We start from the raw sequence: 14,310 nt of genomic DNA, 5'->3' as shown, positions 1-14,310 counted from the left end.
CGCGAAAGCGTCGTGTTCGGTTCGCGGAGTACGCCTAGCTGAAAGGGCTTTGCCTCATGCTCATCATCGGAATGATCTTGTTCGGAACCGTCATCGGAGCGGGTGCCCAGTTGATTCTCGGTGGCAACACCCGACGATTGGACTGGCCCTTCGCTTTTATCGCGGGAATTGGTGGATCGCTGGTCGGCGGCTTGCTCGTGAGTCTGATTGCGGGTGACGGACTTTCATTGCGTCCCAGTGGAATCATCGGCTCGCTGGTCGGAGCTGTCCTGATCACCGCAGGCTGGCAGTGGTACCGCCGGACTTCGAGCAACGCTGCGCATTCCACCGATCGCTAACTTTCATCGTCGACATCTCCTTCTGCGAGAGGCAAGAATATGACCGACACATCGTCACCGTCACACGCTCATCCGGTGCGCAGTGGCATCGCGACCGGCACAAATTTTGCAGCAGCAGCCCTTCTCTTCATTGTCGGCATCATTTCTCTCCTTCAAGGGATTTCGGCTGTCGCGAACGACGACCTTTTTGTTGTCGGGGTCAACTACGTCTACGAATTCGATGTGACGACGTGGGGTTGGATTCACATAGCCCTGGGCGTCGTTGGCCTCGCGATTGCCATCGGAATGATGATGGCTGCCACGTGGGCGCGTATCGCTGCGATCCTGATTGCAGCGCTCTCGATCATCGCGAACTTCCTGTGGCTTCCGCATTATCCGCTCTGGTCGATCCTGATCATCGCGCTCGATGTCATTGTTATCTGGGCCGTAGCCACCTGGGATGCCGAGGACTGACCAAGCGAGGCTCGAAGCGTCTCGGCAGAAGGTGCCTCGAGGTGTTTTCCGAGTTATCCGTGTCTCCCGGCTTTTGCTCTTGAGGATGCACGTCGCCATCTAGTGTGTGATTGGTGACCACAGAAAAGCCCATACAGGGCAGCGGACGCCGCGCGGGCGGACGGTTGTCGCGGGGGGTTGTTGCCGCCTACGCCGCGGGAAGTGTCGGGACGGGTGGTTTTGGCGTCCTGCCAGGATTGGTACTGGCGTACTACCTCACCGACACCTTGGGCGTCGCGGCTGGTTTGGCGTCGCTGGTAGTAATTGTTCCCAAGATTGCGGACGTACTTGTCGATCCGCTGATCGGCACGGTCAGTGATCGAAGTTCGCATCGAACGGGCACGCGCGTACCCCTGATGTTGGCGGGTTCGCTTGCCCTTCCGTTGCTCTTCGTACTCACCTTTGCTGCACCGGTGTCAGCCGGCCCGGGTGTCGGCGCGGTGTGGGTACTGGTGTTTTTCCTGCTGGCAGCGAGCGCCTACAGCCTGTTCCAAGTGCCGTACATCGCCCTGCCTACAGAACTGACGGGCGACTATCACGAGCGCACTCGATTGGTGTCCGTCCGAATAGCGGTACTGGCCTTGGCAATTCTTGTGATCGGTGGCGGGGGACCAGCGCTTCGCAACGCTGCTGGAGGTGGGGCTGCGGGCTATCTGGTGATGGCCGTGGGCGTGTCGGCGTTGATGTGCGGGGCAATGCTCTGGGCGGTATTCGGCGCGGCGCGGCGCACGGTGACACGCGCCGATGCCCCGGTGGGCTCATTGCTCTCGCAGTATCGCGACGGATTCGACGCAGTTCGCAGTACGCGATCGTTCCGTTTGCTCGTGATCGTGTTTGTCCTGCAAGCCCTCGCGACGGCCGTGATGTTGGGCGGTGCCCAGTATCTCGCGACGTATGTCATGGGGAACGAAGACGCCATCACGGGGCTGTTCGCGGCGTTGGTCGGCCCGGCGCTGGTCATCATGCCGCTGTGGTACCGCTATTCCCATCGCCACGGCAAGCTCCGCGGATATGTTGTCGCATCGACGGTCTTTGTTGTCGCCACACTGCTTTTGGCGTTCGCCGCAGTTGACGCCGGAGCGTGGATCTACGGTGCGGTCGGACTGGCGGGCGTCGGCTACGCCGGAATGCAGGTATTTCCGTTGGCCATGCTTCCCGACGTAATCGAAGACGATGCCCGCATCGGCGGACGCCAACGAGGCGGCTCGCTCAGCGGGATCTGGACGGCAGCAGAGACTGCTGGTCTTGCACTCGGACCAGCAGTGTTCCTTCTGTTTCTGGCGTCGACAGGCTTTGTGTCCTCGCAGGCAGGGGAGACGGTTGACCAGCCGGACTCCGCAATCACCGGCATCGCCCTCGGATTCTCTCTGGCCCCGGCCGCTCTGGTCGCGATCAGCCTTGTCGTCTTACGCGCATACAGCAGTGAACAGGAGCACGATGACCGCTAGTGACACCAACTCTTTTCTTGGTAATACCTCGATCGAGCAACGGTCTGCGGAAGTGCTGGAGAGACTCCGCAGCCTGCGTGAACAGGACGCCCCCACCCACGGTGGGCGAGTTCTGTCTTACGTGTACGACAGCGGACTGGCCGCGCTTGATCAGTTGGCCACGGACGCAGCGCAATTAGTACAACCCGTCAACGGGCTTGATCCCACGGTGTTTCCGTCCACCGCGGTGATGGAACGAGAACTCGTCGGGTTCGTCCGCGGATTCCTCCACGGAGATGGCGATGTTATCGGCAACGTCACCAGCGGTGGCACCGAAAGTTGTGTGCTGGCCGTCAAAGCCGCCCGCGACCTGCGCGGACTTCCGCCGGGAGAGGGATCGATAGTCCTGCCTACTACCGCTCATGCTGCTTTCCACAAGGCGGCGCACCTACTCGGACTCGAACTGATCCTCGTCGCAGTCGATCCAAATTCCGGTCGTGTGCGCGCCGCCGACATTGGATCGGCTCTGCGGAGCGACACGGTGCTGATCGTGGCGTCGGCACCGAGCTATCCGTTTGCTGCTCTCGACCCGATCGTCGAGATCGCGGAAATTGCTCGTACACAGTCGGTTCCGTTTCACGTCGATGCCTGCATCGGAGGGTTTGCCCTGCCCTGGTGGGGTGAACTGCCGGCCTGGGACTTCCAGGTTCCCGGTGTCACCAGTATCTCGGCCGACGTACACAAGTACGGCTACTCGCCAAAAGGTGCGTCGGTTCTTCTGTACCGGGGGCGTGATCTGCATCGCAAGCAGTACTTCGGGCTTACAGCGTGGCCCGGATATCCCGTGGTCAATCCGACACTGATGGGGTCGAAATCCGTTGCCGCCCTGGCCGGAGCCTGGTCCATCACCCAAGTGCTGGGCGAATCGGGTTACGCCGACCTGGTTGCGCGCGCTCACCGGGCAACTGCCTCGCTCGTGGACACGATTGACCGCATCGACGGTTTGTGCGTCGTCGGAACGCCGGTCGGCCCACTCTTCGCAGTAGCGGCGGATGGGGGAGTGCCGCCGGACCGGCAGGTCGATCCACATCGCTGGGCCACCGCCGTCGGCGTTCGAGGGTTTGTGCTCCAGGGGCAACCCGCGTCGACGCAACACGACGGAACTGCATTGCCGCGAACCACCCATCTCACGATCACGCCCGTGACGGACAGTGTGCTGAGTGAGCTGACCAGTGCGTTGGTGTTGGGGGCCGACGATGTTCGGGGCCTTCCCGCGGCCGGACCGCCGCCCGCGCTGGCCGAGCTGGCCGGCGCGTTCGAGCGCGGTGACGTAAGCGTCGACGATGTTCGCACATTGCCCAGTGAGGCTGTTGCGGCAGCGCTCGTGTCGGCGGGGCTGGATCCGAAGGGCACTGGCGACTCGCCCCTCGACATGGCTGCGGTCCTCGCCGCCGTCGAGTCCTTGCCCCGCGAGGTCACGACGCGACTGCTGGTGGAATTCCTGGCTGGTCTCGTGGAACCCTGATTCGGCTGATGGTCCTCTACCCTCCTTTTTGAGCGAAAGGTACATCCATCGCCGTGAACGCGCCGAAAGGTACGTTCGCTCCGAAAGGGGATGCACCAAACCTCACATATGCCGCGAAATTTCGCTGTCCCGGGCGTAGATTTCGAGTATCGGAGGCTGTCGTTTCGGGGAAGGGACGAATGGGTGACTGGTGCCGCAACCAAGGTTCTGACACTGTTCGAGGAATTGGTGGGGATCGAACTCCCAATCCAGGTGCGCTGTTGGGACGGATCCCAAGCCGGCCCTCCCGACGCAGCGGCCCGGGTCTTTTTCCGGAACCGACGCGCGCTGCGGAGGGTTCTCTACTCGCCGAACGAATTGGGTTTGGCGCGGGCGTACGTCTCTGGAGACTTGGACGTCGACGGAGACATCTTTGCGCTGCTGGATGTTCCGGATCTTATTTCGCGGATTGGTGAGCATCGCCTGGCCGGAATGTCGGCACGCACGATTGCCCGGTCGGTGGTGACTTTTGTCGGCTTGGGCGCGGTCGGGCTTCCGCCGTCGCCACCCGAGATCGAGATGCGCTCCAAACGGGGGAAGCGCCACAGCAAGTCTCGTGATTCGGCGACTGTCTCTCACCACTATGACGTCGGAAATCGTTTCTACGAGCTGTTTCTCGGACCGAGCATGGTCTATTCGTGCGGGTACTGGCCGGACGGCACTGTGTCACTCGAGGACGCGCAGCGAGAGAAACTTGATCTGATCTGCCGGAAGTTGGATTTGAAGCCGGGAATGCGCCTGCTCGACGTCGGGTGTGGGTGGGGATCGATGGCACTGCATGCGGCGCAGAATTACGGCGTCGACGTTGTCGGTGTTTCGCTCAGCCGCGAACAGGTGGAGTACGCCAAGGCCCGGGTAGCGGACGCGGGATTGACAGAACATATCGAGGTTCGGGTGCAGGATTACCGCGACGTGGATGACGGCCCGTACGACGCTATTTCGAGCATCGGTATGTCGGAACACGTGGGTTTGGCGAACCTGCCGGTCTATGCGGCACACCTGCACGGGTTACTGAAGCCGGAGGGACGCTTTCTCAATCACGCCATTGCTTCGGTGAAGTCGTTGCCGGACAAGGTTGTCGACGCTCCTGGTTTCATCGACAGATACATCTTCCCGGACGGTGAGATCCTTCCGTTGAGTAAAACGGTTGACGCTCTGGAGCGTTCAGGATTCGAGACTCGGGACAGTGATGCGCTGCGCGAACACTATGCGCTGACACTGCGTGCGTGGGTGGCGAATCTGCGGGAGAACTGGGACGCTGCTGTTGCCGAGGTCGGCGACGCGCGGGTCCGTACGTGGTTGTTGTACCTTGCGGCCAGCGCTCTCGGCTTCGAGGAGGCGCATCGACTGACCATTCATCAAGTGCTGGCGGTGAAACCCGGTGAACGAGGATCAAGTGGCATGCCGCGATCGCGGCGCAACTGGTATCGCTGAGCCGGATCGCGGGCGCGTTCGATGCGTCGATGGTTGACTGAGCGGGTGAACGAGCCATTGCAGGATTTGCCGATTCCGGGAAACCAGAGCGGCTTGGGTGCCGGGCCCGCACTGCGAGTCACCGCGGGACTGGTGCTCGGCATTGTCGCGGGAATTGTCATGTGGATGGTGGGCTTTCCGCGATTCTCCTTTCTGATCGGCTGGAATGTGGCGGCGCTGGTGTTCACGGTCTGGACGTGGATCCTGGTGTGGCCGTTCGACGCTGTGACGACGGCCAGCCACGCGACTCGTGAGGAACCGGCACGCAATGTCGCACACCTTCTCGTTCTCGGTGCAGCGGTGGCCAGCCTGGTCGGTATCGCGCTCCTGCTTGTTGCTTCCCCTGACGGCCGTCGATACCAAGTTGTCGCCGCGTCGGTTGCGGTTATCAGCGTTGTCATTTCGTGGATGGCGGTGCACACGCTGTTCGCTCTGGGATACGCCCGGTTGTACTACACAGGTCCGGACGGTGGGATCGACTTCAATCAGGAAGATCCGCCGCGGTACAGCGATTTTGCCTATGTCGCCTATACCGTGGGTATGAGCTTCGCGATCTCGGACACCAATTTGCAGTCGTCGGATATGCGGGCAATGGCGCTCGGCCACGCGTTGCTGTCGTATCTGTTCGGCTCGGTCATCGTCGCGTCGGTAGTCAATTTGATCGCCGGATTATGAGCTGACACCGGTAGGTCAGGCCGCGGCGCGGCCGATGCTCGACAGGAAGCCTGCCGCCCCGAAGAACAGTCCGGCAAAAACACGGTTGGTGATTCTCTGCTGTTTCGGTGACCGCATGAGCCGCAGGACCCGAGCCGCAAGTCCGGTGTATCCGGTCATCACGACGACATCGACCGCGCACATGGTCGCCGCGATGATCAGGTACTGCGGTACCAGTGGCGCGTTCGGATCGAGGAACTGCGGAAGAACTGCGAGCATGAACACCACGGCTTTGGGATTGCTGGCATTTACCAGGAACCCACGCACCATCATCATCGGACCGGAGCGCCGCGCGGCTTCGGAGTCGGTGGTTATCTCGCTGGGAGCGGACCGCCACTGCCGCACTCCGAGATACACCAGGTAGGCGACGCCCAGCCATTTGATGATCGAGAACGCCGCCGTCGAGTTGGCGAGGATCGCGCCGACGCCGGCCGCGACGATTCCGATCTGCAGGAGAAGTCCGAGTTGCAATCCGAGAATGTTCCAGTAGCCGCGACGGAGTCCGACGGCCAGACCGGAGGACATCGAGGCGATTGCCCCGGCGCCGGGCGACAGACTGATCACCCAACTTGCGCCGAAGAATGCCAACCACACGTGCCAACTCATACTTTTGCCTTTCGGCTGGGAAGGTGTGCGGCCCGTGAAGGTGACGGGACTCCGAAGAAGTGTAGTTGTACGTGTTGGTGGGTTCGGAGTGGTACCGACCGTTCCGGCACGGTACATTCGTTCTTGTTGTCTGAATATTTGCCAGGCGGGGGATCGGCGTGATGAATTTTGGCGGTGACGCAGGGCCGCGTTCGTTGATTCGTAATCAGATCGAGGTTTCCGAAACCCGTATGCGTAACGGAATCGCCGTGCTGGTTCCCGTTTTTGCTCTTGTCGGGGTGTGTGCTGCGTTTTCCGATGAAGGTCAGAACACTGCGTTCCGGAGAATTGTTGCGGTGCTGGTCCTGGTCAGTACTCTTCCGGCAGCGTATCTGGTCAGTCGAATTCGATTCGGCATCATCTGGTGGAACCGGGATATGGGGCATCATTCCGTTCCGCGGGCGAGCACGTACTTCGTTCTCTATGCAGATTTGGGTGTGACCGTAGTACTGGCGACGTTCGCCAATCACGAATTGGCGCTGTACGGGACAGCTCTGTTTGCGGTGATCAGTGTGTACGTGGCGCATTTTGTCCGGTGGGCAGAGACCGTGGTGCACATGGTCTTCACGAGTTGTGTGATCGCCGTTTTTGCCATTCTCACGTGGCGTCAGGGATACCACGATATTGCGGGAATTCTTGCGAGGGCGGTAACGTCGGTGATCGCTGTCAATGCGACGCTTGTCCTACTCAGGTCGTTCTCGGCGGGCATGCTGACGTCGTACCGCACTCAATTTGCGAATGCCAATCGTGATCCGTTGACCGGACTCCTCAACCGGCGAGGCTTCGAATTGTGGATGCAGATTGCGGAAGAGCGTGAGCCTGGTCGATCCGGCGTGCTACTGCTCGACATCGACAACTTCAAGGCGGTCAACGACGGGTCCGGTCACGACGGCGGTGACACGGTGTTGCGGTTGCTTTCGCGCAGACTCGAACGAGTCGTCGGCGTGGACGCGGCAGTAGCTCGAACAGGTGGCGATGAGTTTGCTATCGCGGTGCGCGGCGATATAGCAGGGCTCACGCGACTTGCAGAAGCGATTCGGGGGGAGGTCGCCGTGCGTTCCGACGACGTTCCGATCACGGTCAGTATCGGTGTTGCACAACTCGCGTCGGGCGCGCACGGGAAACTGACGGGGCAGGAACAGATCAAGGAGGCTTTGTCTCGTGCAGACAAAGCGATGTACGAGGCGAAGTCGGACGGTCGCAACCGCGTCGTGGCTGATGTGTCAGCGCAGTAGTCCACACTGAGCCACATTTCCAGCGCCGCTCGTCCCGTCGATGCGATGATCGATTGATGAGTGAATTTCCGGTTCTGGACCTGACGCCCGACGAATTGTTGACGACAACGCGCACGGTACGAAAGCGCTTGGACCTGACAAGGCCCGTTCCTCTGGATCTGATCAAGGAATGCCTGGAGATCGCGTTGCAAGCTCCGTCGGGATCGAACCGCCAGGGATGGCAATGGGTGGTGGTGACCGACCCCGAACTGCGTCGACAGATCGGCGACATTTACAAAGACGTCACGGAGAGCTATTTGGCGTCGCAGGGGGCTCCGGCGCAGTTGTTCAGTGACGATCCGGATCGGGCTGCAGTCCAAGCGCGTGTCGGAAGTAGTGCCGAGTGGCTCGGCCAACACATGGGTGAAGTTCCGGTGCTGATGATTCCGTGCATCAAGGCGGAGCGGACCTTGCCTGCCGGTAATCAGGCGGGACTCTGGGGATCGTTACTTCCCGCGGCGTGGAGTTACGCATTGGCGGCGCGCGCCCGCGGATTGGGAACGGCGTGGACAACACTGCACCTTGCGCGCGAAGCCGAAGTCGCAGAAATCCTGGGAATCCCGGCGGGCTTCCACCAGGGCGCGCTGGTACCCACCGCGTACTTCACGGGAGAGACCTTCAAACCGGCGGCACGCGAGCCGATCGACAACATTCTGCACCTTGACCGATGGTGAACCTCGAGTACTCGGCGATCTGCTCGATCGACGGCTATGTCGCCGACAAGGAGGGGAACTTCGACTGGGCAATGCCGGACGCCGAGGTACACGGCTTTGCCAACAACCTCGAACGTGACGTGGGCACGCACCTGTACGGGCGCCGGATGTACGAGGTCATGGCAGCGTGGGAAACGATGGCAGATCCCGACCCGATTGCCGAAGATTTCGCTCGGATCTGGCGCCGAGCGGACAAAGTTGTGTTCTCCACGACGCTGGCGGAACCGTCGACTCAGCGAACCCGTATCGAGCGAACCTTTGACTCCGAAGCCGTGCGGGCGATGAAAGCAAGGGCGACGCAGGATATTTCGATCGGTGGTCCCACACTGGCAGCGCATGCGCTGGCCGCCGGTCTGGTCGACGAGATTCACCTGTTCCTTTGCCCAGTGATCGTCGGTAGCGGACTGCGCGCATTGTCTGCCGACGTTCATGTCGACCTCGAACGGATGGAGCAGAAGGCGTTTCGGAGCGGAGTTGTCTATCTGCGATACAGAGTGAGGTAGGGACTGAGTCAGGACAGCGATACGGGCATGATATCTGCCACGATGACGTGAATGAGGCCGTCGCGAATCTCGAATGTCTCCCGGATCTCGACCGTCATCAAGCGTGTGTCGGCAACGCCGGCATCGAGGAGATAGACGGCGGTCACGACGTCCCCCTCTTCGGTCATTCGAAGATCACGCACGGACTGAATCACGGTGTACTGCACACCGTGATCGAGGTCGGCGCTCAACTGAGGGCCCGAGAACCCGGTTTGGATGCCTGCTTCGACGCGCGTGGCGTCCGGCGCGAAGTGCACGTCGGTGACGTCGTGAGAAACCAATGCGTCGATGTAGGCCCGGGCTTCTGCCTCACGGGGTGAGTCCGGTGCGGCTTGGGCAAGTGAAGCACCGGTAAAAATCATTGCTGCAGAGATGGCTGCAGTGGCGACGGTCTTTCCGAACGTGGACATGAGAGTTCCTATCGCATGGTGTTGGTGCAACTGAGTGGGGGATCGACAAGCGAGCAGAATGCGGGAGCTTTCACGGGTACGTAATCCGGCCCGACGCCGTTGTCTTCGATGATGTTCCGGTACGTCTCCACACCGTCGGTGGGGGTACGGGTGAGGGTGGGATCGGTCAGGACGTCGACGGTGTACAGACCGAAACGTGGCCGGTACGAACCCCATTCGTAGTTGTCGGTGATGGACCAGTAGTTGTATCCGATAACGTCGGCGCCGTCCTCGCGGGCGCGTTCCATCCAATAGACGTGGTCGCTCAGATGATTCGAGCGCGTGTACCCGTCGGGGCGAGGATTTCCGTTGTCTGTGGGCATTCCGTTCTCGACGACGTAGAGGGGGAGTTCCGGGTACTTGCGCGAATAGCGCATCAGTGCGTCGTACAAACCCTCGGGCTGTGGTGTGACGTTGTAGAATTCGTCGATCGCGGCATAGGCCGCGGTCGGGTTGTCCAGTGCCACACCGTAGTAGTAGTCGATACCGAGGAAGTCGAGTTTGTCGCTCACCCGATCGGTGAACACGGAGTCGATTGCCTCCGAGACACCCGGAATGAACGCGAAGTTGCTGCTGACGCGAGCGCCCGGGTCGAGGACGTGGATGCGGTCGTAGATCGATCGGTGCACTCGAACAAGTGCGTCGAACATCAAGGGTGCCTGGGGGAGAGTGATTCCGCCGTACGTCAACTCACGCTGCACGTACACCGTCGGTTCGTTGATCGTGATCCACAATGCTCCGACCCCCGAATATCGCGCGACCACCTTCTCGGCGCTGGTCAGCCAGTCGGCTTCGGTTTTCGGGTTTGTCCACCCACCTTGATCGACGACCCAACCCGGATATACCCAGTGATCGAGAGTGATCATCGGCGTCATTCCGCGGGCCAGGATATGCGCGACAACAGCATCGTAGTATCCGAATTCGGTGTCGTTCCACGTTCCGGGTGAGGGTTGCACCCGCGCCCATTCGACGCCGAAGCGGAACACCTGCGCGCCCAGATCTGCCGCGCGGTCGATGTCCTCGGTGAAGCGGTGCCGAAAGTCGACCGAGTCGCCGATGGCGTCGTGGGTGCGACCCGATGCGGAGTATCTCGACCAGTTGCTGTCGGGGGAGGAACCCTCGGATTGAAAACCGGAAGTGGCAACGCCCCACAGGAACTCCTCCGACGGGGTTCCCGATGCCTGCGCCGGCGATGCCGCCGCCCCGATCACGAGGGCGAGTAGGGCGGCGGCAATCGACCGTGACGTGACTCCCATGATGGGAGGTTAGGTCATACAGGTGTCCAGAAAGGTGGCTTTTGCAGGATCAGAATTCAATCGTCATCGGACCGGGAGTCCACATACCTGAACGTTGCACGCGGGATTCGTCGAGTTCCGCGGGTACCGCCGCGGGATCCAGTCGAGTGTATTTCTCGATCGAACCCCAGTCGCGATCCCAGTCGTTGTCGAGATACGACGGTATGGTCTGCGCACTGACGAGGAGATCGATCCACCCGAGCGGACCACCACCGAAGTGGTCCTGCCACGCTGTGGTCACGAGTGCGCCGCTGTGATCGGGCAGGATGCGGTACTCGGGAACCTCGGCAACGCCGACACGATGGTCGAACGGGCGCTGGCACGGAAAGGCCAGACCCACAGCCCAATCCAACATCACGGGAGCGTCGGAACCGACAACGTCCTGCAGTTTCTGTGTTTGCGGTACACGCGGCGGAGTAACCGCTACCCATTGATCGTCCTTGCTGTCGAGATCGCTGACAACAAGACGAATAGTGTTGGCTTCCACAGGAATCTGGTCGAGAGGAACGCGAAGGTTGCGCCACGACGGCGACGGGCCGATGTCGAGAGGTGCGATTCGGCCACCGATTTCGACGTCATCGGCACCTCGCGCGGTGCCGTATTCGACCTCGACGTTCTGCCCGTAGGTGACGATGCCGTCAGTGTCGACGGATCGGACGCGTCCGGCTGCGGCGATGGAAATGATGTCGCCGCGGGTGCCGCTGTCGCTGAGGTCGGGAAGTTGGTACCACCCACTGGTCAGGGTGCCCGGTGCGGCTTGGCCGTAGCTGCCCATCACCGGAGTTGTGGCGGGATCGAGGCCGAACGGCAACGCGACCGAACTGCCGTTGACGCCGGTCACTCCAGCGCCACCACCGGTTCCGGCGGAGTTTCCGGCCGTGGTCTCGTCGCTGTCGACAGTGTTGGCACCACCGGTGGCGGTCGCTTCCTCGTCGGCGCTGAGGTCGCCGGCAACACCGTTCGGATCAAATCCGGTGGCGCCGCCGGCTGAAAGTGCGGTTGCGATGTCGCCGGACAACGGTGCCAGCATCGATGCGTTCGGATCTGTTTCGAGCAGGACGTCGTTGGCTAGTCCACAGGGTTGTCCGAGCACCGCGTCGACGTTCGCGCGACCCACCGAATAGGCCGGGTACTGGCTGATCACGCCCTTGGACATCGAGAGAACTTCGAAGAGAACCATGGCACCGGCCGCGACGGTCAGCGGTGAGATGGCCAGCAGGCGAGCCTGACGCGGCGACATCTCCTTGCCGACGGTGTACGGCTCACGGAAGAAGAACCACGCGGCGACCCCGAGCATCAGCACGGTCAGCCCGAGGAGAACGGTGCTCGCGCCGAGCCCACTGATCGATACGGGTTTGTCCCACCAGGGAACGCTGTAGCTCGAGACGTAGTAGTAGCTGTTGCTGCCGGTGAACGCCACTGCGAGCAGGAACAGCACGCCTGCGGCGAACAGCGCGCGATTGCGCGGGGAACGCAGAAGGGTGGTTCCGACCGCAACTGCCGTCATCATTGCGAGCACTGCTGTCAGCCCCGCGAAGATTCCGAAGTGGTGCGTCCACTTGGTGGGCGAGAACATCAGCAGCGGCAGCGCGCCGATGGTGAGACCGACAATTCGCCGCGGCGGGCCGGCGGCCAATCCGGGGATGCGGCCGCCTTTGCGGAGCATCATCGCGGTGCAGACTCCAAGGCACAGGAACATGACAAACACGCCGAAGCGCCGTGTCAGTGATCCGTCGACGGAGATGTTGAGCAGGTACTGGTAGCGCAGATATTCGTCGAACCACGGAGCGTTCGGTGAGATCGAGTGAACGCGCTGCATCTCGATGACGGCGGCCAGGCTCTGATCGCCGAAGGCGGGGATGAGAATCGACAGTCCTGCAGCAAGAAGCGGTCCGACGGCAGCGAGGTAACCGGTGGTCCGAGCGCGTTCGACGATGATGCCGATGACGGGACGGATGCCGGCGATCAGCGCGGCGAAGCAGATCAGCCCGGACGGACCTGCCGTCAACGTGAACCCGGCAATCAGAATTGCGACGGCAACCGGCAGGAGTCGACGTGTCGCGATGGCGCGTTCGATCGAGCACCACGTCAGGAGAACACCGAGTGCAACAATCGGTTCGGGACGCAAACCGTTGTTGAACGGGAGCCAGAATGCGAGAAAAACGAGCGCGCCGGTCCAGAGAGCAAGACGGTTTCCGCGGATTGCTGCGCCGAGGCGCGGGGCGACCTCACGACTGATGACAAGCCACGCGACGACGCCGGCCACCAGTGCCGGTAGCCGGACCCACGGGCTTGCCGGACTGATGTGCGCGAGTAGTCCGAGGATGTTGTAGTAGGGAGTTCCGAACGGTGTTTCCGGGACGGCGAACCAGCGGAAGTAGTTCGACATGTACCCGGATTGCTCAGCTGCCCTGGCCATCGTGAACTGGTAGCCGTCGTCGGTTGTCGTGGCTCCGATGAAGTGCCACAGCACCAATGTTCCGATGACAACACCGTCGACGCGGGTGAATTTCCACCACCTCGTCGGCAGAAATTTGCGGCTGTGACGGCCGTCGAGATTATCGAGGCGGTGCAACGCGACGAGCGAGATGATCGCGGTCAGCGCACCGAGAATCATGGCGAGCGTTTTGATCGTCGACGGGCTCGACGTGAATCGGGAGTCGGAGTCTATCGAGACGTCCAATCCGGCGGCAGCGGTGTTCAGGTCGCTGAACACGCCGACAACTTGCGGCCGGTGGTCACCATCGAGAATCCGTGGCTCTGACCCGGTGACGGAGACCGTCGTCCGGGTGGGCTCGGCGAGCACCGCCAGCGCGCAACCGCCGGGGAGTTCGTCGAGCGGTCCCGAGAACACAACCTCGTCGCGCAGGATCGCGTCGACGCGTGCGGGTGCATCTGCCGATGCGGGCGACACCGTAGCGACAAACCCGTAGCGACGCGCATCGGCGGCGCTTGTGGGTGCGGTAGATACGAGGGTTCCACCCGTTGCTGCCAGCTCGTTTATCGACGCGCACGGAATGGAGGCCTCGAACCGCTGCGGTGTGTACGAGACGAGGGGGGATTCGACGCTGGTCGTCGAACCGGCCTGTGGCCAGTTGATGCCGGCCGTGTCCTGCTGGATAGGCAGGAACGGTATGGATACACACGCGAGGATTCCGAGAATGGAGGCAACGATTGCCACCATCCTTGCGTGCGACTGCCGTGCGGCGCGCTGCGGAATCGGCGGGTTGGGAGGTGCGGCCACGGCCACGTCACTGTCTGTCACGACTTTCGACCCTAGCGGTGCGTGACGCGTTTGTTATAAACACAGCGACCTTCGAAATGTCGGATGTGGAATTTGCCTACATCCCGCGACGCCGATCGACCGTGACCGCCGCCACTGGC

General features: G+C 61.6%; 13 protein-coding genes. 9 read left to right on the top strand and 4 right to left on the bottom strand.

The window, feature by feature from the left end; genetic code table 11:
• Window positions 1–56: 56 nt before the first annotated feature.
• The 6 genes from C7T36_RS00925 to C7T36_RS00900 all read left to right on the top strand — a co-directional run bounded on the left by C7T36_RS00925 (window position 57) and on the right by C7T36_RS00900 (window position 5,969).
• A complete protein-coding gene (locus C7T36_RS00925; RefSeq protein ID WP_033230926.1) occupies window positions 57–338 on the top strand; it encodes a hypothetical protein in 282 nt (93 codons plus the stop codon).
• A gap of 39 nt (window positions 339–377) precedes the next feature.
• Window positions 378–791 (top strand): hypothetical protein, encoded by a 414-nt coding sequence (locus tag C7T36_RS00920; protein ID WP_033230925.1) that lies wholly within the window; start codon window positions 378–380, stop codon window positions 789–791.
• A 113-nt stretch (window positions 792–904) separates the two neighbouring features.
• A complete protein-coding gene (locus C7T36_RS00915) occupies window positions 905–2,278 on the top strand; it encodes an MFS transporter (RefSeq protein WP_084703016.1) in 1,374 nt (457 codons plus the stop codon).
• A complete protein-coding gene (locus C7T36_RS00910) occupies window positions 2,268–3,782 on the top strand; it encodes an aminotransferase class V-fold PLP-dependent enzyme (RefSeq protein WP_045070186.1) in 1,515 nt (504 codons plus the stop codon). Before C7T36_RS00915 ends, C7T36_RS00910 begins: the two co-directional genes overlap by 11 nt.
• A 183-nt stretch (window positions 3,783–3,965) precedes the next feature.
• Window positions 3,966–5,255, top strand: a complete 1,290-nt coding sequence (locus C7T36_RS00905) for a cyclopropane-fatty-acyl-phospholipid synthase family protein (protein WP_045071058.1) — start codon at window positions 3,966–3,968, stop codon at window positions 5,253–5,255.
• A 21-nt stretch (window positions 5,256–5,276) separates the two neighbouring features.
• Window positions 5,277–5,969 (top strand): DUF1345 domain-containing protein, encoded by a 693-nt coding sequence (locus C7T36_RS00900; RefSeq protein WP_202025942.1) that lies wholly within the window; start codon window positions 5,277–5,279, stop codon window positions 5,967–5,969.
• A gap of 15 nt (window positions 5,970–5,984) precedes the next feature.
• Here the strand turns inward: C7T36_RS00900 and C7T36_RS00895 are convergent, their stop codons facing one another.
• Window positions 5,985–6,614, bottom strand: a complete 630-nt coding sequence (locus C7T36_RS00895; protein WP_033230922.1) for a LysE family transporter — start codon at window positions 6,612–6,614, stop codon at window positions 5,985–5,987.
• Window positions 6,615–6,775: 161 nt separating this feature from the next.
• On the opposite strand from C7T36_RS00895, the gene C7T36_RS00890 reads away from it, so the two are divergent.
• From C7T36_RS00890 to C7T36_RS00880, 3 genes are read left to right on the top strand one after another with little or no spacing between them, the layout of a single operon-like run.
• Complete coding sequence (locus C7T36_RS00890; protein ID WP_045070181.1) at window positions 6,776–7,888, top strand: diguanylate cyclase; 1,113 nt, start codon at window positions 6,776–6,778, stop codon at window positions 7,886–7,888.
• 56 nt (window positions 7,889–7,944) lie between these two features.
• Window positions 7,945–8,601, top strand: coding sequence for a nitroreductase family protein (locus C7T36_RS00885; protein WP_033230921.1), 657 nt, complete (start codon window positions 7,945–7,947; stop codon window positions 8,599–8,601).
• A complete protein-coding gene (locus C7T36_RS00880) occupies window positions 8,595–9,143 on the top strand; it encodes a dihydrofolate reductase family protein (protein ID WP_045070179.1) in 549 nt (182 codons plus the stop codon). The genes C7T36_RS00885 and C7T36_RS00880 overlap by 7 nt, the downstream gene beginning before the upstream one ends.
• A gap of 8 nt (window positions 9,144–9,151) precedes the next feature.
• On the opposite strand, the gene C7T36_RS00875 is transcribed toward C7T36_RS00880, so the two are convergent.
• The 3 genes from C7T36_RS00875 to C7T36_RS00865 are packed head-to-tail and all read right to left on the bottom strand — an operon-like array spanning window position 9,152 to window position 14,176.
• Entirely contained in the window at window positions 9,152–9,592 is a 441-nt protein-coding gene (locus C7T36_RS00875; protein WP_033230919.1) for a hypothetical protein, read from the bottom strand.
• An 8-nt stretch (window positions 9,593–9,600) separates the two neighbouring features.
• Complete coding sequence (locus tag C7T36_RS00870) at window positions 9,601–10,887, bottom strand: glycoside hydrolase family 1 protein (RefSeq protein WP_045070176.1); 1,287 nt, start codon at window positions 10,885–10,887, stop codon at window positions 9,601–9,603.
• 49 nt (window positions 10,888–10,936) lie between these two features.
• On the bottom strand, window positions 10,937–14,176 hold the full coding sequence (locus C7T36_RS00865; protein ID WP_052683649.1) for an arabinosyltransferase domain-containing protein: 3,240 nt from the start codon (window positions 14,174–14,176) through the stop codon (window positions 10,937–10,939).
• Window positions 14,177–14,310: the final 134 nt, after the last annotated feature.

Source organism: Rhodococcus sp. AD45-ID (assembly GCF_003023755.1).
GTDB classification, from domain to species: domain Bacteria; phylum Actinomycetota; class Actinomycetes; order Mycobacteriales; family Mycobacteriaceae; genus Rhodococcus_F; species Rhodococcus_F globerula.
Note: the sequence above shows the minus strand (reverse complement) of the source record. Positions and strands in the feature narration are given on the sequence as shown.

Bases quoted from the DNA above. Each gene is read 5' to 3' on its own strand.
- C7T36_RS00895 (WP_033230922.1), bottom strand. From the start codon at position 6,614: ATGAGTTGGCACGTGTGGTTGGCATTCTTCGGCGCAAGTTGGGTGATC.
- C7T36_RS00885 (WP_033230921.1), top strand. From the start codon at position 7,945: ATGAGTGAATTTCCGGTTCTGGACCTGACGCCCGACGAATTGTTGACG.
- C7T36_RS00925 (WP_033230926.1), top strand. From the start codon at position 57: ATGCTCATCATCGGAATGATCTTGTTCGGAACCGTCATCGGAGCGGGT.
- C7T36_RS00920 (WP_033230925.1), top strand. From the start codon at position 378: ATGACCGACACATCGTCACCGTCACACGCTCATCCGGTGCGCAGTGGC.
- C7T36_RS00910 (WP_045070186.1), top strand. From the start codon at position 2,268: ATGACCGCTAGTGACACCAACTCTTTTCTTGGTAATACCTCGATCGAG.
- C7T36_RS00890 (WP_045070181.1), top strand. From the start codon at position 6,776: ATGAATTTTGGCGGTGACGCAGGGCCGCGTTCGTTGATTCGTAATCAG.
- C7T36_RS00900 (WP_202025942.1), top strand. From the start codon at position 5,277: ATGCGTCGATGGTTGACTGAGCGGGTGAACGAGCCATTGCAGGATTTG.
- C7T36_RS00870 (WP_045070176.1), bottom strand. From the start codon at position 10,887: ATGGGAGTCACGTCACGGTCGATTGCCGCCGCCCTACTCGCCCTCGTG.
- C7T36_RS00875 (WP_033230919.1), bottom strand. From the start codon at position 9,592: ATGTCCACGTTCGGAAAGACCGTCGCCACTGCAGCCATCTCTGCAGCA.
- C7T36_RS00880 (WP_045070179.1), top strand. From the start codon at position 8,595: ATGGTGAACCTCGAGTACTCGGCGATCTGCTCGATCGACGGCTATGTC.